The organism is Lacibacter sp. H375, from assembly GCF_037892425.1.
Taxonomy (GTDB): domain Bacteria; phylum Bacteroidota; class Bacteroidia; order Chitinophagales; family Chitinophagaceae; genus Lacibacter.
On sequence record NZ_JBBKTT010000001.1, the window covers coordinates 958,600 to 979,540 of the forward strand.

Annotated in this window: 23 protein-coding genes; 14 read left to right on the forward strand and 9 right to left on the reverse strand. The window is 40.0% G+C overall.

All coding sequences use genetic code 11. The annotated features are described in order from the left end of the window. Nucleotides 1–42 precede the first annotated feature (42 nt). The 6 genes from WG954_RS04195 to WG954_RS04220 are packed head-to-tail and all read left to right on the forward strand — an operon-like array spanning nt 43 to nt 2,846. Complete coding sequence (locus WG954_RS04195) at nt 43–558, forward strand: ankyrin repeat domain-containing protein (protein WP_340433954.1); 516 nt, start codon at nt 43–45, stop codon at nt 556–558. A gap of 17 nt (nt 559–575) precedes the next feature. After that, nucleotides 576–971 carry a VOC family protein gene (locus tag WG954_RS04200; protein WP_340433956.1) on the forward strand — a complete coding sequence of 132 codons (396 nt, stop codon included), beginning with the start codon at nt 576–578 and terminating at the stop codon, nt 969–971. 9 nt (nt 972–980) lie between these two features. Further along, nucleotides 981–1,466: a DUF6265 family protein gene (locus WG954_RS04205; RefSeq protein WP_340433957.1), complete on the forward strand. Its 486-nt coding sequence runs from the start codon at nt 981–983 to the stop codon at nt 1,464–1,466. A gap of 2 nt (nt 1,467–1,468) precedes the next feature. Next, nucleotides 1,469–1,972 (forward strand): SRPBCC family protein, encoded by a 504-nt coding sequence (locus tag WG954_RS04210; RefSeq protein WP_340433959.1) that lies wholly within the window; start codon nt 1,469–1,471, stop codon nt 1,970–1,972. Nucleotides 1,973–1,981: 9 nt separating this feature from the next. Further along, nucleotides 1,982–2,350, forward strand: coding sequence for a TfoX/Sxy family protein (locus WG954_RS04215; protein WP_340433961.1), 369 nt, complete (start codon nt 1,982–1,984; stop codon nt 2,348–2,350). Further along, nucleotides 2,322–2,846 carry a DinB family protein gene (locus tag WG954_RS04220; RefSeq protein WP_340433962.1) on the forward strand — a complete coding sequence of 175 codons (525 nt, stop codon included), beginning with the start codon at nt 2,322–2,324 and terminating at the stop codon, nt 2,844–2,846. Before WG954_RS04215 ends, WG954_RS04220 begins: the two co-directional genes overlap by 29 nt. Nucleotides 2,847–2,865: 19 nt before the next feature. On the opposite strand, the gene WG954_RS04225 is transcribed toward WG954_RS04220, so the two are convergent. Continuing rightward, a complete protein-coding gene (locus WG954_RS04225; protein WP_340433964.1) occupies nt 2,866–3,255 on the reverse strand; it encodes a histidine kinase in 390 nt (129 codons plus the stop codon). 1,220 nt (nt 3,256–4,475) lie between these two features. Between WG954_RS04225 and WG954_RS04230 the strand changes: the two genes are divergently transcribed. The 8 genes from WG954_RS04230 (at nt 4,476) to WG954_RS04265 (ending at nt 11,871) form a co-directional block, all read left to right on the forward strand. Continuing rightward, nucleotides 4,476–4,931: a DUF1801 domain-containing protein gene (locus WG954_RS04230; RefSeq protein WP_340433965.1), complete on the forward strand. Its 456-nt coding sequence runs from the start codon at nt 4,476–4,478 to the stop codon at nt 4,929–4,931. Nucleotides 4,932–4,934: 3 nt separating this feature from the next. Then, a complete protein-coding gene (locus WG954_RS04235) occupies nt 4,935–5,315 on the forward strand; it encodes a YciI family protein (protein ID WP_340433967.1) in 381 nt (126 codons plus the stop codon). A 5-nt stretch (nt 5,316–5,320) separates the two neighbouring features. Further along, nucleotides 5,321–5,701 carry a VOC family protein gene (locus WG954_RS04240; RefSeq protein WP_340433969.1) on the forward strand — a complete coding sequence of 127 codons (381 nt, stop codon included), beginning with the start codon at nt 5,321–5,323 and terminating at the stop codon, nt 5,699–5,701. After that, on the forward strand, nt 5,698–6,444 hold the full coding sequence (locus WG954_RS04245) for an ankyrin repeat domain-containing protein (RefSeq protein WP_340433971.1): 747 nt from the start codon (nt 5,698–5,700) through the stop codon (nt 6,442–6,444). The genes WG954_RS04240 and WG954_RS04245 overlap by 4 nt, the downstream gene beginning before the upstream one ends. Before the next feature lie 112 nt (nt 6,445–6,556). Beyond that, nucleotides 6,557–7,435, forward strand: coding sequence for a sulfurtransferase (locus tag WG954_RS04250; protein WP_340433973.1), 879 nt, complete (start codon nt 6,557–6,559; stop codon nt 7,433–7,435). 34 nt (nt 7,436–7,469) lie between these two features. Next, the gene (locus tag WG954_RS04255) at nt 7,470–8,003 is read left to right on the forward strand and encodes a DinB family protein (RefSeq protein WP_340433976.1); all 534 of its coding nucleotides are present in this window, start codon (nt 7,470–7,472) and stop codon (nt 8,001–8,003) included. 90 nt (nt 8,004–8,093) lie between these two features. Beyond that, nucleotides 8,094–11,387, forward strand: a complete 3,294-nt coding sequence (locus WG954_RS04260) for a VPS10 domain-containing protein (RefSeq protein WP_340433978.1) — start codon at nt 8,094–8,096, stop codon at nt 11,385–11,387. Between the two features lie 121 nt (nt 11,388–11,508). After that, nucleotides 11,509–11,871 (forward strand): hypothetical protein, encoded by a 363-nt coding sequence (locus tag WG954_RS04265; RefSeq protein WP_340433980.1) that lies wholly within the window; start codon nt 11,509–11,511, stop codon nt 11,869–11,871. 66 nt (nt 11,872–11,937) lie between these two features. Here the strand turns inward: WG954_RS04265 and WG954_RS04270 are convergent, their stop codons facing one another. The 8 genes from WG954_RS04270 to WG954_RS04305 form a co-directional block, all read right to left on the reverse strand. Continuing rightward, nucleotides 11,938–12,954 carry a bestrophin family protein gene (locus tag WG954_RS04270; RefSeq protein ID WP_340433983.1) on the reverse strand — a complete coding sequence of 339 codons (1,017 nt, stop codon included), beginning with the start codon at nt 12,952–12,954 and terminating at the stop codon, nt 11,938–11,940. A 78-nt stretch (nt 12,955–13,032) separates the two neighbouring features. Next, a complete protein-coding gene (locus tag WG954_RS04275; protein WP_340433985.1) occupies nt 13,033–13,686 on the reverse strand; it encodes a DUF1579 domain-containing protein in 654 nt (217 codons plus the stop codon). Nucleotides 13,687–13,776: 90 nt separating this feature from the next. Beyond that, nucleotides 13,777–14,691, reverse strand: a complete 915-nt coding sequence (locus WG954_RS04280; RefSeq protein WP_340433987.1) for a 1-phosphofructokinase family hexose kinase — start codon at nt 14,689–14,691, stop codon at nt 13,777–13,779. A 12-nt stretch (nt 14,692–14,703) separates the two neighbouring features. Continuing rightward, entirely contained in the window at nt 14,704–15,366 is a 663-nt protein-coding gene (locus WG954_RS04285; protein ID WP_340433989.1) for a DsbA family protein, read from the reverse strand. A 37-nt stretch (nt 15,367–15,403) separates the two neighbouring features. Continuing rightward, nucleotides 15,404–16,663, reverse strand: a complete 1,260-nt coding sequence (locus WG954_RS04290; RefSeq protein ID WP_340433990.1) for an amidohydrolase family protein — start codon at nt 16,661–16,663, stop codon at nt 15,404–15,406. Nucleotides 16,664–16,675: 12 nt separating this feature from the next. Further along, a complete protein-coding gene (gene polA / locus WG954_RS04295) occupies nt 16,676–19,597 on the reverse strand; it encodes a DNA polymerase I (RefSeq protein WP_340433992.1) in 2,922 nt (973 codons plus the stop codon). A gap of 240 nt (nt 19,598–19,837) precedes the next feature. Continuing rightward, nucleotides 19,838–20,035, reverse strand: coding sequence for a hypothetical protein (locus WG954_RS04300; protein ID WP_324229975.1), 198 nt, complete (start codon nt 20,033–20,035; stop codon nt 19,838–19,840). A gap of 161 nt (nt 20,036–20,196) precedes the next feature. Then, entirely contained in the window at nt 20,197–20,937 is a 741-nt protein-coding gene (locus tag WG954_RS04305; RefSeq protein ID WP_324229976.1) for a ParA family protein, read from the reverse strand. Nucleotides 20,938–20,941 lie beyond the last annotated feature (4 nt).

Sequence of the window (20,941 nt, forward strand, 5' to 3'; positions counted from 1 at the left end):
ATTTCTATTATCTATTTCCGAACTTTAAGAAAAACCTTTATCATGAACCGTAAATCATTTTTGCAGAACGTAGCTGTTGGCAGCGGCATCATTGCTATCCCTTCAATGATACTTGCACAGGACACAAAGCCTGTGCAACAAACAAAACCTGATCCGTTGCCTGCTGATAAAGTAAAAGACTTTGTAAGTGCCGGACATAACAATCTTGATAAAGTAAAACAGTTGTTAACTGAATTCCCGACACTCATCTATGCCACTTGGGATTTGGGTGGTGGCGATTTTGAAACAGGATTGGAAGGTGCCGGGCATGTTGGCAATAAAGAAATTGCGAATTACCTGATTGAAAAAGGAGCACGTACCAATTTATTTGTGTTGACGATGTTGGGTAAAACGCAAATCGTAAAAGCTTATATCGAAACCTGGCCGTCGTACCTGTATGCAAGAGGTCCACACGGTCTTACTTTGTTGCATCATGCAAACCGTGGAGGTGAGGACGCAAAAGAATTGGTGGAGTACCTGCAAAGTAAAGGATTGAAAGAAACTAAATCTCCATTATAAACCTTAAAACTTACAACATGGATAATGCAATCAGCTGGTTTGAAATTCCGGCAACCGATATAGACAGAGCACAAAAATTTTATGAGGCCGTTTTTGATTTTCAAATGCAGGCATTAGATTTCCAGCAAACTAAAATGCGGATGTTTCCCATTGACGATCCTATGAAAGGTATTGGCGGTACACTTGTTGATAGTGGCGGTTTTCATAAACCTTCTGCTACCGATGGTCCACTCATCTATCTCAATGGCAATCCCGATGTACAGATATTTCTAGATCGTGTAGAAGCAGCAGGCGGTAAAATACTTGTTCCGAAAACTGTGATCTCTGATGAATATGGCGATATGGCTGTGTTCTTAGATACAGAAGGCAACCGCATTGCATTACATAACATTCCTGAAAAGTACAGACAATAAGCAATTGAAATGAAAAAGAACAGCATTGCGTTCTTGCTGCTATTTTCTGTTTGCAGTTTTGTAACAGAGCTGCCATCATTCAACGGATCAGTAAAATCATTTCACTGGCTCAAAGGTTCATGGCAAATGCAAACGAGGCGTGGAATCATTACTGAAAAATGGGCCGTTGCTAACGACAGCACACTTGCAGGAGAAAGCATCATGACACGTTCTGATGGAACAGAAATTATGTTGGAAAAAATTCAACTGGCATTTCGTAGCGGCAATTATTATTATATCCCGACTGTAAAGAATCAGAACGGAGAGCAGCCGGTAGAATTTAAAATCACTTCGCATAGTGAAACAGGTTTTGTGGCTGAAAATGCACAGCATGATTTTCCAAAACGTATCAGTTATACGTTGGTCAATAAAGATTCTATTCATGCAGTGATCGATGATGGCGCTGCAACTCCTGTAAAAAAATCAAACTTTTATTATTCACGTAAAAAAGATTGATCATGTCTTCCTTCGATTGGAGCAGGTTTACTGTTCGCATCAACATTAAAAGCAATTCAATTGAACAACTCTATCGTGCATGGGCCACAAGAGGCGGTATTGAATACTGGTTTTTAAGAATGAGTGAATACAGTCAACCAAATGGTTCATTACGAGGTGACGATGAACCTGTGCACAAAGGCGATACTTATCGATGGCGCTGGTTTGGTTATAGTGACGAAGTAACTGAAACGGGCGAAATACTTGATTGTAATGGCATCGATTTTTTCAAATTCCGTTTTGGCGATGCTGGCAACTGCAGTGTTCGCATTTATCCCGAGCAAGATGAACTCATAGTTGAATTGTTACAGGATAATATACCAACCGATGAAAAAGCAAAAGAAATGTGGCATATCGGTTGTAAAACCGGCTGGACTTTTTATCTCGCCAATATGAAATCGATGTTTGAAGGTGGTATTGATCTGCGTAACAAGAATGAGGCTTTGCAAAACGTCATCAGCGCATAAAAAATCAGCATGGCATTCAACGAAAAACTAGCCGACCGCACAAGAGAATTGATAGCCCTCACACAAAAAAATGTGGAAGAGAAGAAAATGTTTGGGGGGCTTTGTTTCATGGTGAACGATAAAATGTGCATTGGTGTAGAAAAAGAACGGTTGATGGTGAGGATCGATCCTGCACGTTATGATGAAGCAATGGAAAAAGAAGGTTGCGCACCCATGGATTTCACCGGAAAAGTAATGAAGGGTTTTGTATTTGTAGATGCTGACGCTGTTACTACAAAAAAGAAACTCGAGTATTGGGTAACACTTGCACTTGAATATAATAAGATCGCCAAAGTATCAAAGAAGAAAAATGAAGTATCAACAGCAGGAAGCATGTAACATACTTGAACGTACACCACTTGTTTTAAGATCATTGCTTACAGGTTTATCAAATGATCTCATCCTGACTAACGAAGGACCGGATACGTTTTCACCTTTCGATGTAGTGGGTCATTTAATTCATGGTGAAAAAACAGATTGGGTAGTACGTGCAAAGATCATTTTGGAACATGGGATAAATAAACAGTTCGATCCATACGACCGGTTTGCTCAGTATGAAGAGAGCAAAGGAAAAAGTTTAGAGCAATTGCTGAATGAATTTGAAGAGATCAGGAAAGAAAATGTTGCATGGCTGCAATCAATTCAATTAACTGAAGATGATCTGGAACGAAAAGGAAAACACCCGGTGTTGGGAGAAGTTACCTTACGGAATCTTTTGTCAACCTGGGTAGTGCATGATCTTACGCATATTGCGCAGATCACAAGAGTAATGTCGAAACAGTATATAGAAGAAATGGGACCATGGCCGCAATTCTTCAGGATACTGCAGTTCTAATGCAATTCAGAAAAGTTCTTTATAATTCGGTACGAAAACGAAGTGCCAGTTCAAGACCGCTGTCAGCTGGAGTAATTGCAACGCTGCCACCGAGTACGGCAGCCATTGGCATAAGCTGTTCCATTTTATGGAATATGTCTGCACTGTAACAACGGCCATTTTCATTTACCTGTAGAAAAACCTGTTGCTGTTGTTCGTAAGCTGAAATCCGGATGCAGTCGCTTTCGGTTTGGGCAACTGCTGTTTGTAGTAAGTTACTTAGTACTGATGCAAGCAAATCACGGTCGGCTGATACTTGCAGATCAGGAGCAATATCGTTTACAAAAAAACTGTTGCGACTAACTGCAGAAGGTAAAATTGATTGGGCAACATGGCCAACAAGTTGTTTAAGGGCAAATTGATTTTTCATATAAAAGATTTGAGGAAGCAAGGATGGTTTACTTACAAAAACAAAGGGTACAATTCAATTGTTCTCACAGGAGTAAAATAGTTTTCAAAAGAGTTGGATTAAAAACGGGGCCCTCTATAACTATCAACATGAACATTCAATAATGGGTTGTGGGTACGGATCAAACATCGGTTTTATACAATTGGATTTTGGATAAGCTTTCATAAGGTTTGGTTTCAGAGATAAAGTTTTCAAGGGTATGGATCAAACAGTGGTTTTACATACAAATTGGATTTCGAATAATGCTTCCAGGGTTCAGTTGTTCAAGTGGATACGGATTGTTGATTTATGCTTTGGATATTGTTTCAATGTCATTGACAATACAAAGTAACAACCAAAGTAAGCCGGATAAAATAGTACTTGAGCTCATTAAGCCGTACTTGTTTTATTGTGTTGTTGTAGTTGAAATTCGGCAGCAGGTAAAGCTAATTCGGCAACAAAGGTTGGATTTGCGCAACCTGCCAATGAAAACCCAATAATAACATAACCACAATTAAAAAGGATACTTTTTAAAGTTGATGCTGGGTTAATATGAAGATTCTAATGGATGAAAGAAAAGGCTGAAGCTGATAGAGAAAGATGAAAAAAAAAAGCTGATCGTGGAAACGACTGGCCGATTTTCGAAACTTAGGTTTCGGGTAAGTTAATCATCATGCAATTTTTCGAAAACCTGGTTTACACAAGTACGGATCAAAACTGGTTTTCTTATAGATATTGGTATAAGTAGTTTGGGTAAACGACCTTTTAAGAACCATTGTGGTTTCAATGGGTTTTGGGTAAACGGTACAGGTTAAATTCGGTTTTTGGTTTGGATACAGGACATCAGTAAGGGTAAACGACCTTTAAAAGAGCTCTTGTGGTTTTAGTGGGTTTTGGGTAAACGGTACGGTTAAAAGCAGGCTTTTCAATCAGGAATAATTACATGTGGGTTTTGGGTAAACAGTTTTTCGTCGGGATCAATTCGTTATATATTGTCAGTTAGCTGCGTTTTGGGTTGTCCGTATCATCATCGTTGCGGGTACAAAGTAACAACCTCGGCGAGCCTCCTACAATAGAACCTTTACTCATTAGCTTGTACTTGTTTCTAGTAGTTTTCGTGTAGTCGAAATTCTATAGGCATGAACCGACAGTAGCAGTAAAATCTTAATTTGTAATCATATTTTAATAAAACAACCCTGACTATGCAATCAGCAGCAACAGACCCCAACGACTATATTGCAGAAATGCCGGAGGAGCGGCAGGCAGCATTTAAGAAACTAAGAGCCGTCATCAAAAAGAATTTGCCCAAAGGTTTTAAAGAAGGGATGGGCTACGGCATGCTTGGGTATGCCGTGCCTCACTCAAAATACCCGGCCGGTTATCATTGCAACCCCAAAGATCCGTTACCTTTTATGGGCATTGCTTCGCAAAAGAACTTTATTGCGGTGTACCATATGGGTATTTACGCAAGCCCTGAGTTGCTGAAATGGTTTACGGCAGCACATGCAAAAGCATCTCCAAAAAAATTGGATATGGGCAAAAGCTGTATCCGTTACAAAAAGCCGGAGGATATCCCTTTCGAACTCATCGGAGAGCTTGCAGCTAAAATGTCGGCCGATGAATGGATCGCTCTTTATGAAAAAAATTTAAAACGATAAGTAATGAAGCAACTGCTTACAATTATCTGCCTTCTGTTCGCCTTGCAGCTATCTGCACAAGACAAGACAAAAGCACCGCAATGGCTGGGCATTCTTACGCTGGCCGACAAATATAAAGAAGCAAAAAACTGGACCAAAACAGATGAAGCCATCACTGGTGAACATTTCCAACGGTTGGTAAAGCTGAAGAACGAAGGTGTTGTTTTGCTTGCCGGAAGAACACAGTTGGATTTAGCTGATCCCGGCATGATGGGCCTGGTGATCTTTTATGCAAAGGATGAAAAGGATGCCATGCAGTTTATGCAGGAAGATCCTGCGGTGAAAAACAAGATCATGCTGGCGAAAGTAGTGCCATATGCAGTTGCCGTAAACAAATGCGAATAGACGGTATGAATCTTAACAAACTCAGCCCCCTGCTTTATACCAGTCAACTGAAAGATACTGTTGACTGGTATGTTCATGTGCTTGGTTTTACCTGCACCGATTTTGTTCCCGTTCACGGATTTGCAAGAGTACAGTTGCATGCGGTAGATATTATGCTTGCATTACCGAACGCACACATTCCTTTTGAACAACCACAGTTTACCGGTTCTTTTTATATCAATACAAATAGCGTTGACTACTGGTGGGAAAAATTAAAAGATACATGTAAGGTTTGCTATCCTATTGAAAATTTTGATTATGGAATGCGTGAGTTTGCGGTGTATGATATCAACGGTTATCTCTTGCAATTTGGTCAACCTGTTTTTAATTCAAACACAAACACATGAACAACCCTGCGGATGATATTATCGAACTGATCGAACTGCATGCAGCAGATGGCATTCACAACTGTTTCAGATTAGGCGTTGATGTCAACAGCCTGCATAACAACCAACCTCTCATTTATGAACTGCTGAGTGAGTACACCCGCTCTCCCCGTTTCAAAGATTGTGTAAAAGCATTTGTTGATGCTGGTTTGCGGTTCGACGACAGAGCTTTACTTGCGGTGTTGTTGAATGATGCAACAATGCTGGAAGATGAACTAAAAATAGATCCATCGATTCCTTCAAAACGAATTTCATTCCGTGCAGCTTACACTCCGCTTGAAGATGTTACGCTGTTACATGTATGCGCAGAATTTAATCATGTGGCCTGTGCTGAAGTGTTGGTAAAACATGGAGCCGATGTAAATGCAGCAGCAGGTGTGGATGAATATGGCTTTGGGGCGCAAACACCCATCTTTCACACGGTGAATCAGAACAATCATCAATCAAAAGAGATGATGCATTTTCTGTTAGAGCATGGGGCAAGGCTGGATATAACGGTGAAAGGAATTATTTGGGGAAAAGGTTATCCGTGGGAAACATTGATGCCCTCAGTCAACACAATCAGTTATGCAATGATGGGGTTATTGCCGCAGGTGCACCGGAATGAAAAAACCATTCATGAAGTGGTGTCGCTTTTGTTGAAGCATCAGTACAATATAGATTATACGTCTGGTAATGTTCCAAACAAATATCTTAATTCCTGATAGTAAAAAAAGAATGATCACTTCTTGTTCAACCACCGCTTGTCATAAATGCCTTTTCTGTTTGCAGATACAGTTTTAACTTCTAACAATTCTTCACACAAAAATTTGTGTTATGAACCGACTTATCATCATCCTCATCGCATCATTGTTTCTTTCAACAGAAACAAAAGCAAAAGAACCACCAATGCTGATTACAGCAGAGTGGCTCAACGATAATATCAACAATCCTGAATTTGTTTTGCTGCAAGTGAATTTTCTCCGGTTCGATTATGAAAAAGAACATATCAAAGGGGCCCGTTTGTTATGGCCCGATTGGCTGGCAGCAAATTCGCCTGATGGAAATTTCAATCCACCCGATCCAAAAGAAGCAACAAAGGTATTACAACAGCTTGGCGTCAATAAAAATTCAAGAGTCATTCTTTATCATACCAAAGGAGATGTAACTGTCACTGCACGCATGTTTGTTACATTGGAATACCTCGGCTTAACAGGAAGAGTACATTATCTGAATGGCGGCTTAGAAGCATGGAAGAAAGCAGGCTATCCGGTAACAAGTGAATTGCCTGTAGTGAAGAAAGGTGATTTTGTTGCAAGCGTCAACACTGTTTTGGTTGATAAAGATTATGTGTTAAGATCACTGCAATCACCATTGGCAGTTGTGGTTGATGCACGAATGAAACGTTTTTATGATGGCGACCCGACAGGTAATCCAAGAGACGGACATATCACCGGCGCTAAAAATATTCCTTATCCTGATCTGCTTGATTCAAGTTTTCAATTCAAACATATCGATCAACTAACCGGTTATTTTCAACCCGTAGTGCCCGATAAGAAAACAGAAATTGTGACCTATTGTTTCATTGGACAAACAGCAAGTGTTGTTTACATGGCTGGCAGGTTCTTAGGTTATAATGTGAAAGTTTATGACGGTTCTATGCAGGAATGGAGTCGCAAAGAATATTTGCCGATGGAAAAAACAAAGAAGGATTAACAATTTACAATACACTAAAACTAAATTGAACAAAATGAGAAAACAATTACTGATGCTTGTTGTAATTCTGCTTGCAGCTTTTACCACTAAAGCACAACTGGCCGATTCCATCAAAGCGTATTACATTAAAGATTGGGAACGTGCAAAAGCATATACCAAAGAATACCTGGATGCAATGCCGAAAGACAAATACAGTTTCAGGGCGCAAGACAGCATCCGCACATTTGCACAACAAATGCTGCATCTGTCTCAAGGCATTGTTGGTTTTATTGCAAACGGCACCGGTGCCCAACGTATTTCATTCGGACAAAACCTGGAACAACGTGCAACAGCACAATCAGCTGACTCAGTAATACATTTTGTAACGACGAGTTATGATTATGCCATTGAAAGCATCCGTAATATGGATGTAAGTAAGTTAACCGAAACAGCCGGCAGAGGTAATTTTATGTTTTCACGATTGGTTTGGTTAAATAAAGCATTTGAACATCAAACACACCATCGCGGACAAACCACTATCTATATCCGTTTGGTGGGTATTAAACCACCGAATGAAAAATTATTCTAACGGCTAAGTTGATTTATCAAAGGAAAAGTTGATCATACACATGGTCAACTTTTTTGTTACCTTTCTTATCCATTTTCAAAACCAACTGTTATGCGTAAACGTAAACTTCTCAGCAGTCTGTTACTGCTCACCATCTGCATTGCTGTAACCGCACAAAAGAAAGCAACAACTCCGGCAAAGGAAGAACCAAAAGATGTATTCAACAGCGGATTGCTGAGTGGTCTGCAGTTCAGAAGTGTTGGGCCTGCCATTACATCGGGTCGTATTGCTGATATTGCTGTGAACCCAAAAAACCACAGTGAGTATTATGTTGCAGCAGCTGCAGGTGGTGTTTGGAAAACAACAAATGCAGGCGTTACCTACACGCCTATTTTTGATGGCGAAGGTTCATTTGCCATCGGCTGTTTGGCGATTGACCCAACCAATACAAATGTTGTATGGGTAGGCAGTGGTGAAAATAATAATCAACGTGTGGTGGGTTATGGCGATGGTTTGTACAAATCAGAAGATGGTGGAAAGAGCTTCAAGAACGTTGGTTTAAAAAATTCAGAACATATCGGTCGTATTGCGATCGATCCAACAAATGGTGATATTGTTTATGTAGCAGCTTACGGCCCGGTTTGGAACAGCGGTGGCGAACGTGGTATTTACAAAACAACTGATGGCGGTAAAACATGGAAACAGGTGTTGAATGTAAGTGAGCATACAGGCTTTAATGAAGTGATGGTTGATCCACGTCATCCAAACATTGTTTATGCTGCAGCGCATCAACGTCAGCGGAAAGTGTTTACCTATATTGGTGGCGGTCCTGAATCTGCATTGTACAAAAGTGTTGATGGCGGCGCAACCTGGAACAAGATGATGAATGGATTACCCGGCGGTGAACTTGGAAGAATCGGTTTGAATTATTCACCTGTTAATCCTGATGTATTGTATTGTGTTGTGGAAGCTACAGAAGGAAAAGGTGGCGTGTTTAAAAGTACTGATCGTGGTGCAAGCTGGGAAAAACAAAGCAGCTATTCAACTTCGGGCAACTATTATCAGAAAATATATTGCGATCCCAAAGACATCAACAAAGTATTTGTCATCAACGTTTACTTCGGAGTAAGTAAAGACGGCGGAAAGAATTTTTCAATCCTCGGTGAAAAGAATAAACACATTGACAACCATGTGATCTGGATCAATCCAAAAAACACAGAACATTATTTGGTTGGTTGCGATGGTGGTGTGTATGAAAGTTTTGATAGTGGTGAGAACTGGAATTTTAAAGCCAATCTTCCGGTAACACAGTTTTACAAAGTAGCAACTGATAATGCATTTCCGTTTTATCATATTCACGGTGGCACACAGGATAACTTTAGTTTGGGTGGACCATCACGCACTTTAAGTGCTAATGGTATTTTTAATTCTGATTGGTATTTTACAAGTCTTGGTGATGGCTACGAATCACAGATCGATCAAAGCAATCCTGATATTGTTTACTCACAAGCGCAGTATGGTGCATTAACACGGTACGATAAAAAGAGTGGTGAATATTTGTTTATTCAGCCACAGGAACCGGAAGGTGAAGCTTATCGCTGGAATTGGGATGCACCGCTCGTAATTTCAAAATATGATAACAAACGTCTTTATCATGGAGCTAATAAAGTTTTCAGAACAGATGACCGTGGCAGTACATGGAAAGTGATCAGTCCTGATTTAACAAGACAGATCGATCGTAACAAATTGTCGGTGATGGGTAAAGTGTGGAGCATGGATGCCGTTGCAAAAAATGGTTCAACAGATATTTATGGCAATATCACTACCATTGCCGAATCAAAATTTGATGAGAATACGATCTATGTTGGTACTGATGATGGTTTGATACAGGTTACAACTGATGGCGGCAACAACTGGATGAAGGTTGATAATATTGCCGGTGTGCCTGAACGTACGTATGTGAATCACATCATCACTTCGCAGCACGATAAGAATGTGGCGTATGTCACCTTCAATCATCATCGTTATGGCGATTTTCATCCGTATGTTTATAAAACAAGTGATGGCGGTAAAACATGGAAAGCCATTACCAATAATTTACCGGAGAGAGGAACATCTTATACCATTGCTGAAGATCATGTAAACAAAGACTTACTGTTTGTAGGTACTGAGTTTGGTTTGTTTGTAAGTATTGATGGTGGCGCCAAATGGGTGCAGATGAAAGCAGGTTTACCAACCATTGCGGTGAAGGATCTGGAAATTCAAAAGAGAGAGAACGATCTCATTCTTGCAACTTTCGGTCGTGGGTTTTATGTGCTGGATGATTATACACCGTTACGCCATTTGAAAAAAGAAGACCTCGATAAACAGGCAGTGATCTTTCCTGTAAAAGATGCGTGGATGTTTATCCAATCGCAACCATTGGGTGTAAGAGGCAAAGGTTTCCAGGGCGAAAGTTTCTTTACCACACCTAATCCTAAAGTTGGTGCAGTGTTTACGTATTATCTGAAAGATGATATTAAAACGATCAAAGAAAAACGCAGAGCAGCTGAAGCAGAAAAGATAAAGAAAGGTGAAGCTCCAACATATCCATCGCCTGATTCACTTCGTTTGGAAGATGAACAGCCTGCGCCGCATTTGTTATTTACTGTTACCGATGAAGCAGGTAATGTTGTCCGTAGATTAAAAGCGCCAGCGAAAAAAGGATTGAAACGTATTGTATGGGATTTCCGTACTTCTCCGTTTGGCCCGATCGACTTTACACCGTTTGATGAATCATTTGCATTCAGTTCGCCTGACCAAGGATATTTTGCTTTGCCCGGTACCTATAAAGTTTCACTCAGCAAATTTGAAGATGGTGTGTATACCGAGTTAGCGTCGGCACAAACATTCAAGGCAATGACCTTGAACACAGCTACACTTCCTGCAACTGATAAAAAAGCATTGGATGATTTCAGTAAAAAAATTGCTGAGCTGAGTCGTGTTGTTGCTGCAACTGATCAATACCGTGGTGAGTTGGTGAATAAAGTGCGATACCTGAAACAAGCAATCATTGAAACACCTAAGCAATCACTCGACCTCTCAAAAGCATTACAGGATGTTGAAAAGCGATTGAATGCTGTGAACCGCCAACTGAATGGCGATGCATCAGTAGCCAGAAGAGAGTTTGAAACAACACCATCTATCAACGGACGTATTGGTTATGTTATTGGCTCGTTGTGGAATACAACTGCTGCACCAACACAAACGCAACTCAACTCTTATCAAATTGCTGCGAAGCAATTCACACCTGTTTACAATGAGATCAAAGCAATTGCAACAGAAGTAAAACGATTGGAAGATATTTTAGAAAAGAATGGTGCGCCTTATACACCGGGAAGAATGCCTGAGTGGAAAGGGTTGTGATAGATTCGCAGATGACACAGATTTTACAGATAAGCACAGATTAATACACATTACAGAGCCTCCATTCAAAGGAGGTTTTTGTAATTAAAAACAGTACGGCATTATCTTCATCAATTTTATTATGATGCAAAGTGGTAGAAAGAATATCAAAAACTTTTCCCTCATTGGGAAATGGAAGAATGTCACAAAGTCAAATGACAAATCATCGTTTGAGTTATTTTTTTATGACAATAAAAAAGTTGTTATTAGACTAACACCCGGCAATGAATTTCTGTACAATTATTCCATTGAAAACAAGGTTGATTATTCTATCCTTCGTTTTGAAAATGAAGTAACCGGCGAAATTGGATTGTTGGTCATTCTATTTAAAATGGAAGATACAAACACCTTAAAAGTACAAGTAATAGATAAAAACGATATTCCTGAATGGGACAATAACGCCTCGGAAATAAATATTGGGTTCTTAAAAAGAAGAAAAGATTAAACTCCTGTTTCTTAAAATAAAATCATTGCCAATCTTTTCAATCCGTGTCATCTGTGAATCTATCATCTACATCAATATCCCTTTCACCGGTTCAATACGTGCAGGTAATTCTTTTTCGCCCAGCATTTCACGAAGTTCAATTTCAATATTTCGGCAAATAGCTGTCATTGGAATATCATTGATCCCATTATCGAATGGATTTTCACTTGCATCACCTATCTGCTCCATCACAGCAAACACCCAAGCGATCAACATAGTGAAAGGAATAACCATCCAGTTAATGTCGGCATTCAGTTTTGCCAGTTCACCAATCAGTGAAAAAGGAAGCAGTGTAATGAAGATGAATACAAACACTGTACTGAAACTTGCATACTGTCGGGGGAAAGGGAAACTTTTGATACGCTCCGATGCGCCTTGTTGATTGTAAAATTCAAAAACCAGTTTTCCCATATCGCTGTGTTCAAACTCATCGAGCCATCCTTTATTTTTAAGGTGGATCAATTCTTCGTTCTGGCGTTTCATTAATGCAGATGCAACATTTGGTTTACGTTCCAATTCTTTTATTTCAGTTGCATTTAAAAACTTTGTCATCACTTCGGCGGCCTGGTCTTCAAATTTCTCATCACCAAATACATCCCGTACAACCTGCAGCTTGGGAGAAGACACATACCATGATTCATGAAAAACTGGTTTACGACGCAATTGCAAACGAAGCATATTCAACCAGGCAATATGCCTGTACATTAATTCTTTTTTCACAGCAGTTGCTTCTTCGGGTGAATCAGCTCTTGAAGCAACTACGTCTGCTACCATTGCACCCCACATGCGGCTTGCATTGGTAATACTTCCCCAAATCCTTCTTGCCTCCCACAAACGATCATAGGCAGAGTTATTTTTAAAGCCAACATAAAATGCAACAGCAGTACCAATGGTTGCTACAGGTAAAAACGGAATGGCAATTGATTTAATGCCTAAAAAATCATGCGCAACAAATACAAGTCCACTGATCACAAAACACACTGCCTGTAAGCGCCAGGCAAATTGAATGATCATTTTTGGATTGATGATCCGGTTGGTGAGCATAAGCGATTGTTTGAATAATAAATCTACATAAAAAAGCCCCTTGTAAAACAAGAGGCTGTACATAAGGCTAATGGTTGACTATTTTTTTACACGCTTAAATTTTGCTTCCATAAATTTTACTTCTTTACCATCAGGTCCGTCACCATACATTGTCAATACATAATTATCATCATCAATAAACTTTTGTTCCTGCCGAACCTTTGAATCCTTACCCGTTGTCGGATCAGTTTGTGTGCCGTTCAGGTTCATGGTTTTTGTTGCGGCATCGTATTGGCCTGTCATGATCATAAGACCTGAGCCAAGATTATCGATCCACGAAAGAGCAAATTGTTTCTTGGCATTGTCATAGGCCATTATACTTTTCCCGGTGAAAGGCATGCCCATCATGGTGCCAGAAAGATTTCCTTCCTGGTACAATCCATTCATCACCATCTTTACTACTTCTGTTGCTTTTGATGTTGATGGTTCAGCTCCGGGCATAAACGAGGTTACTTCAGCATCCCATGTTCCTGCATGACTCGCCATCCATTTGTGCATTTCACCCGGCGTCATGAAATTTTCCCAGGCTTTCGCCATTGCAGCAGAATCCATTGGTGGAGCGGGAGGCTCCGTACTTGTTGCTGTTTTGTCTGTTGCTGTTGTGTCTGTTTTAGTTGTTTCTGTTTTGGTTTCGTTGTTGCATGAAGTAAAAACGAAACCGGCAAGAGAGAGAATAAGAGCAATTCGTTTCATGTATTTAGTTTTAAGGAAGAAGAAGTTACTGTATTCTTTCTCCTTTCGCAATAGTAAACCAGATGAAACAGGAAATTAAAAGGACGAAGATCAACTCATGCCTGCAAATAAACGTTCTGCATCTGCTTTGTGAAAGAGTTGAGTACCTGCATTCATGGTAGCAGCGCTGCCACAAGCAACACCAAAAGCTACCACTTCTTTGAGCGAACGGTTTTGTTGTAACATATAGGTCATGCCTGCCACCATACTATCACCTGCACCAACTGTACTTTTCTTTTCAACTTTTGGTGCTGCAGCAAAATGTTTTTCATCGCTGCTTACCAGCCATGCGCCATCGGGGCCCATACTTACAGCGATCAATTCTGCATAACCATCATGAATAGCTTGCTGTGCTGCATTTGGCACTTCATCTTTCGCCAGTGTTTCCACATTCAGCATTTTACACAACTCACTAATATTTGGTTTTATGAGGTAAGCACCCTTGCCCTGCAATGCCTGTAAAGCCGGTCCGCTTGTATCAACAATGCAACGAGCGCCAACAGTTTTTGCATTCTTAACGATCAATCCATAAAAATAATCGGGCAAACCAGGAGGTAAGCTGCCGCTTGCAATAACATAAGAAGGAGAAAAACTACGGATATGGTCAACCAATGTAATGATCGTTTCTTCCTGTACAGCCCGACCGGGAAAGGTAAAACGGAATTGATTGTTGGTAGATGATTCAAGTACGATCCAGTTTTCTCTTGTTTCGACCTTTGAATCTACTGCATGAAATTCGATCTCTTCTTCTTTTAATAAGGAGCATAACATGGCACCGTTATGGCCGCCTGACGGAAATAATGCAACTGATGCTGTTTCTAATTTCTTTAATGCCTTACTTACATTAATTCCTCCACCACCCGGTTCATTCACCACTTCTGTGCAGCGGAGTTTGCTTTCAGGTTTCAATGTTTCAGCTACGGAACTTTTATCAATGCAAGGGTTGAGGGTTACAGTGAGGATCATGTGGCACTTTAATTAATTATATGAGTGATTTTCAATTTCGGTTAAAACAAGATCAATGCGTTTGGCAAGTGTATCATAATCAGTATAACCTCTCGCAAGCAGATGGAATTTGGTTTCTGTGAGCTGTATCAATACCTGAGGAAAGCCGGTTACCTGCAATTGCTTACACAATTGAAATTCGTAATAAGCTTTCTCCTTGTATTCTTCTGATTTCAGTTTTGTATAAAAATCATCTGCGTCAATATTATATTTTTCGAGGAGATGACGGTAAGCTTCTTTATCCGTCAGATCTCTTCCCTCATAGTGCAGACTGTATTGCAGATCAGAAGCGAATTGTGCCTGTTGTTCAGAAAATAGTTCTTTGAAAATGGATAATGCAATGGCAGGTTTTTCAGATGAAGGAAACCAATCACTTTCTTCAGGATTTTTGATATGCCAGAGATAATCTTCGCCAAACTTTATTCCGGTATGGTCCTCTACTGTTTTGTAAGCTTCTCTAATATAGCCAGCCGTTACACGAATGTGTACAGGTTGATCAGGCAAGATCATTCCACCGCTCAACACTTCGCAATGAAGTTTCTGCTTATATGCTTCGCTGATTTTTTTGATAACAGGACTGAAACCGTAACACCAGCCGCAATACGCATCGTAACAATAAATCAAGATCGGTTGCATGGCTCAAAGGTAAAATGTTCTGCAATATGAAATTTCATCACCACAAAATCAGCCCTTGTTTTACCCGCAGGGAAATGTTATAGGCGTGCTCAAAATTTTCCAAAGGATTTTTTGACAGGATGAGAAAACTTGCTTCATAACCTTCCTGCAGTTTTGCAAATTTTCTGTTGGGGAAAATAGCAGCAGGCGTAACCTCGCACCACATCTTCAACAATTCGAGATTGCTGTAAATATTCAGATTGCGCAAATACTCGATTTCGGTTTGAGCTGTAAGATTGTAACTGTCGCAACCAACGGTTACGGGCACTTGATATTTCTTCAGCAACAACAGGTTTGCTTTTTGTACATTCATCTGCGCTTCACGTTGCTGATTACTCATTGGCTTTATTTCTGTTTGCAACAATGAATAAGTAGGATCAACATGCACACCTTTTCGTTTCATAGTCCGTGCAAGTTGTGATGTGAGTTTATAATAAATTTCGGTGTACCCATCTCTCCATCTAACCTGATAACCCGGCAAATGATTGATCTCATCTGCACCAGCTGCCAGTGCAACTTTCAAATCGCTTGGCGTTTCTGCATGTGCACTTACTCTTAAGCCTGCTGCATGTGCTTTTTTAGTAATCAACTTAGCCAGCTTTGGATCGATCCCTTTTTTGCCATTGAAAAGAGTATCATTTTTCCGCTGTTCATATTCTTCTGAAAAGATGAGATAGAATTTGATGAAGCCGGGTTTTTGTGAAAGAATGAACGGCCACTTCTTTTCCAGTTCTTCTTTTGAGTTGATGAGATAATATGCTTCGCCTTCAAAACTTTTGGAAGTCCAGCCGGGTAATGCTTTTTTATAAGTTGTACCCAACATATAATTATACAACGTTGTTGGATGCCCACCATTTGCAGTAAGTCCACCATTGGCATAAATCACATCCACACTTCGTGGATGATTGATCTTGCTTTTGATCTTATTCGTTGCAAACGGAATACTGTTTGGATTTTTAATGTAGAAGATACCATCGGCGAGGTAACGTTCAATGAACACATCAATATCCTGATCGGTTTCAGGTGAATGATTATGTGCTTCGCCAAAAGGAGGAATGATAAATTGTTGTTTGAGATCAACAACTGTATCAACAGCTGACGGTGCATTCTTTGTAAGAAGCCCGTTCACACTATAAAAATCAGTAACGATAAACTCTTTTCCATTGAACCATTGCCCGTTGATAAAGTGAATAGATTTTACCTGCGCCACAAGGGCGATTTTAATAGAGATACAAACAATCAATAAGAAAAAACGCATCACCGTTTTTGTTTAATGTGCTTCTAACCAGTTATCACCTGTTCCAGCTTCTGCAATTACCGGCACACCATGTGTAAGTGGCATGGCCGTTTGCATACAATCAATGATCAATGCTTTGATGTCCTCTGCTTCTTCTTTCAACACATCAAAGACCAATTCATCATGCACCTGCAGGATCATTTTACTTTTGAATGTACTCTTTTTTAATGCATCATGTGTTTTGATCATCGCCAATTTGATCATATCAGCAGCTGTTCCCTGTATAGGCGAGTTGATGGCATTTCGTTCGGCATAGCCACGCACTGTAAAGTTGCTGGAATTGATATCACGCAACCAACGTTTGCGGCCCATCAAGGTTTCTACATAACCATTTTCACGTGCAAAGTTCACGGTATCGTCCATGTACTTTTGAATACCTGCAAATTCCCGTTTGTAATTATCAATAATCTCTTTTGCTTCGGTTCTGCTGATACCTAAATTATCTGCCAAGCCAAATGCACCTTGCCCATATATAATACCAAAGTTTACACTCTTTGCTTTATAACGCATCTCTTTGGTCACATCTTTCTCGTCGATCTTATACACTTTGGCTGCTGTGGCAGTATGAATGTCTTTTCCTTGTATAAATGCTTCGCACATTGCAGGATCGCCACTGATAGCAGCAACAATACGTAATTCAATTTGTGAATAGTCGGCACTCACCAATACATGGTTGGCATCTCTTGGTACAAATGCTTTACGTATTTCTCTTCCTCGTTCTGTGCGCACTGGGATATTCTGCAGGTTCGGATTGTTACTTGCCAAGCGACCGGTTACTGCGACTGCCTGTCCATACGTTGTATGTACACGACCTGTTTTTCGATTGATCAGTTGTGGTAATGCATCGACATAAGTTGATCTCAATTTCGTTAACTCACGGAAAGCAAGGATATCTTCTACAATCGGACTTGTATGCGCCAGTTTCAGCAACACATCTTCACCTGTTGCATACTGGCCTGTTTTTGTTTTCTTCGCTTTGGGATCAAGCTTTAAATGATCGAACAACACTTCACCTAATTGTTTCGGCGAAGCAAGATTGAATTTCAAACCAGCTGAACTGTATACTCTCTGTTCAGCTTCTTTTGCTTCTTTATCGAGTTGTTTCGAATACTCATTTAAAAAATCAACGTCAACACGTATTCCTTCAAACTCCATATCAGTGAGCACTTTCACCAATGGATTTTCCACTTCATAGAACACACGTTCTACTTCTTTTTCTTTCAACAATGGAAACAACGAATGTTTTAATTGTAATGTGATGTCGGCATCCTCTGCTGCATAATCAGTGATCTTCTCTAATTCTACATCACGCATTGTTCCTTGCTGTTTGGAAGTTGAGTTCTTTGGAACTTTTTTTCCAATCAGTTCCTCAATATGCACCGGCTCGTAACCAAGAAACTGTGCACTCAACTCATCCATGCTTCGTTTGCCATCGGGCTCTACTACATAATGCGCCAGCATGGTATCAAACAAGGGTCCTTTCAACTCAACATCATACCACTTCAACACCAACAGATCGTATTTGATGTTCTGACCGATCCATGTTTTACTCTCATCATCAAACAACGGCTTGAAGATGGACAACACTTTTTTTGTTTCAGTTTGATCAACAGGACATGGAACATACCATGCTTTGTGGGGTTGATAAGAAAAACTCATTCCCACAATTTCACAATCATTCGCATCGATGCCTGTTGTTTCTGTGTCAAAACAAATTTCTTTTTGCGTTGCTAATTCAGCAACGAGTTCTTTCATTGCTGCTTCTGTTGTTACGGCAATATATTCATGCTCTGTGTTATGGATATTTTTTGAAGCGCCAAGATCCAACACAGCAGCACCCTCTTCCTGTTCTGCAGTTCCTTCGGCTTCTGTTGCATCAGTTGAAGCAAAGATTTCTGTTTGAGCAGATTTTGATGGTGCTTTCTTTTCCTTCCGCACTTCACCCATTGTTGTATCGATCACGTTACCGAAAAGATCTTTCTGCACACCAACAGGTGCCGTACTAAATGCGTTGAAGTCGTCACCTAAAATCCGTTTACCAATTGTTTTAAATTCCAGTTCAGCAAACACTGCCGCTAATTCTTCTTTGTTCCATTCTTTCAAACGAAAATCTTCTTCATGAAATTCAACAGGTACATTGGTAATAATGGTGGCAAGTTTTTTACTCATGACGGCAAGATCTTTTCCTGCGGCAACTTTCTCGCCCATCTTTCCTTTAATGTTAGCAGCATTGGCCAACACATTTTCTAATGTTTCGTACTCTGCCAACAGTTTGGCTGCGGTTTTTTCGCCCACGCCTGGTATACCGGGAATGTTATCAACCGAATCACCCATCATACCAAGTATATCAATTACCTGGCTTACATTTTTAATTCCCCATTTGGCACAAACTTCTTCTGGCCCCAGAATCTCAACATCACCACCTTGGTATGCAGGTTTATAAATTTTTACTTTGTCGGTTACAAGTTGACCATAATCTTTATCTGGTGTAACCATAAATACTTCGTAACCGGCAGCTTCACCCAGTTTACTTAATGTGCCAATCACATCATCAGCTTCATAACCATCGCTTTCAATTACAGGAATATTAAATCCTTTAATGATGCGCTTAATATCGGGAATAGCCAGCAACAGATCTTCAGGAGCTTCCTGGCGATTGGCTTTGTATTCTGCAAAATCGGTATGACGTTCAGTTGGCGCAGCCGTATCAAAACAAACCGCCATATGTGAAGGCTTTTGCTTTGTAATAAGTTCGATCAATGCATTGGTAAAACCAAACTGTGCATTGGTATTTTTTCCTTTGGATGTATTACGTGGACTGCGAATAAGTGCATAGTATGCACGGAAGATGAGTGCAAACGCATCGAGCAGAAAAACTTTTTTATCATTGGCCATGCCGCTAAGTTAGCATCCTTGCCAAAGAGAAAAAGAGAAATTTTTATAAACGAGAAAAGCCCCGTTTTATAACGTGGTTTTTTTGTAAGCAAAATAAAAACAGGAGGTGGTGGAAACCACCTCCGCAAAACTTACATTATGAGAAAATTCAACACCGGCAGCAAATAAAAATATAGGGTACGGATCGCCGGTTCGTTGACTGCTTAACGAAATAGTTGATGCACAATATGTATTGTGAAATTATTTGCCGCTATTTTCAGCGAGCTCATTCTCTAAAGGCTTTGCTTCCTTAGATTGTTTTTGAGCTGTTTGCTGTTTTGCAACTTCAGATTTGCCTGCAACGACACGTGCCAAGAAAGAATCTTCCTTGTAAAATACGTTCAAATAAATAGCGAAGAGGAAAAATACGAATGAGAAGAAACGCAATGGCTTTTTCATGACATTTGGATTTAGTTTTTTCAAAAGAATTGGACAGTTCAAATGTAGAAACAGATTCTGACTTATGCAACAGTTGGAAATCTATTTTCGAAAATTCAGTGTTAGTACTTAAAGCCGATTTGGTAAATTTACGGTCGGCTGAAATCCGCTACTGTATTGAGTTACAGCACTCCTTCCTTGATCTCTTCCCACAAATCCCGATAGCATTGGGCAGCGTAACTGCTGCGTGCAAATTCTTCTAACGGAGCTTTGTGTACACCCATTTTTTCTACATCACTTAAATAAGGAATATAGTTTTCGAAGAAACGTTTGTCTTTGTATAATTCTTCCATCACTTCGTTGTGCATGTTGCGACGCAGATCGGTCATGGTGAAGAAGCAGGTCATTTTTTTCTGATCGATATTCTTCTCTTTAAAATAATCTTTCACCATGTGATAGGTGCGAACAGAAAGTGTTGTTGGTATGATGGGCATCAACACAATATCTGATGCATTAAAAATATTTTCTGCTAATGAACTTAAACCGGGAGGACAATCAATAAAGATGAAATCATATTCACTCTTCAATTGCTTTAAGATAGTTGCCAAACGTTTTTTTGATGCCTGCATTTCATCGATCATTACATCATGTGCTTTTGCAGTTATATCGGCAGGAATAATATCGAGGTTTTCATATTCAGTTGCCATGATGCTGTCAGCCAGTTCTGCATCTTTTCCAACCACGTCTTTCATCACCACTTTTTGTTTCGGTTTTACTTTGTAGTAAAACGAAGTGGCACCCTGCGGATCAATATCCCACAGCAAGGTTTTGTAACCGTCTTTGGCTGCGAGGTAAGCAAAGTTTACACAACTGGCAGTTTTGCCAACACCCCCTTTGAGGTTGAATAAAGCAAATGTGAACATGGCA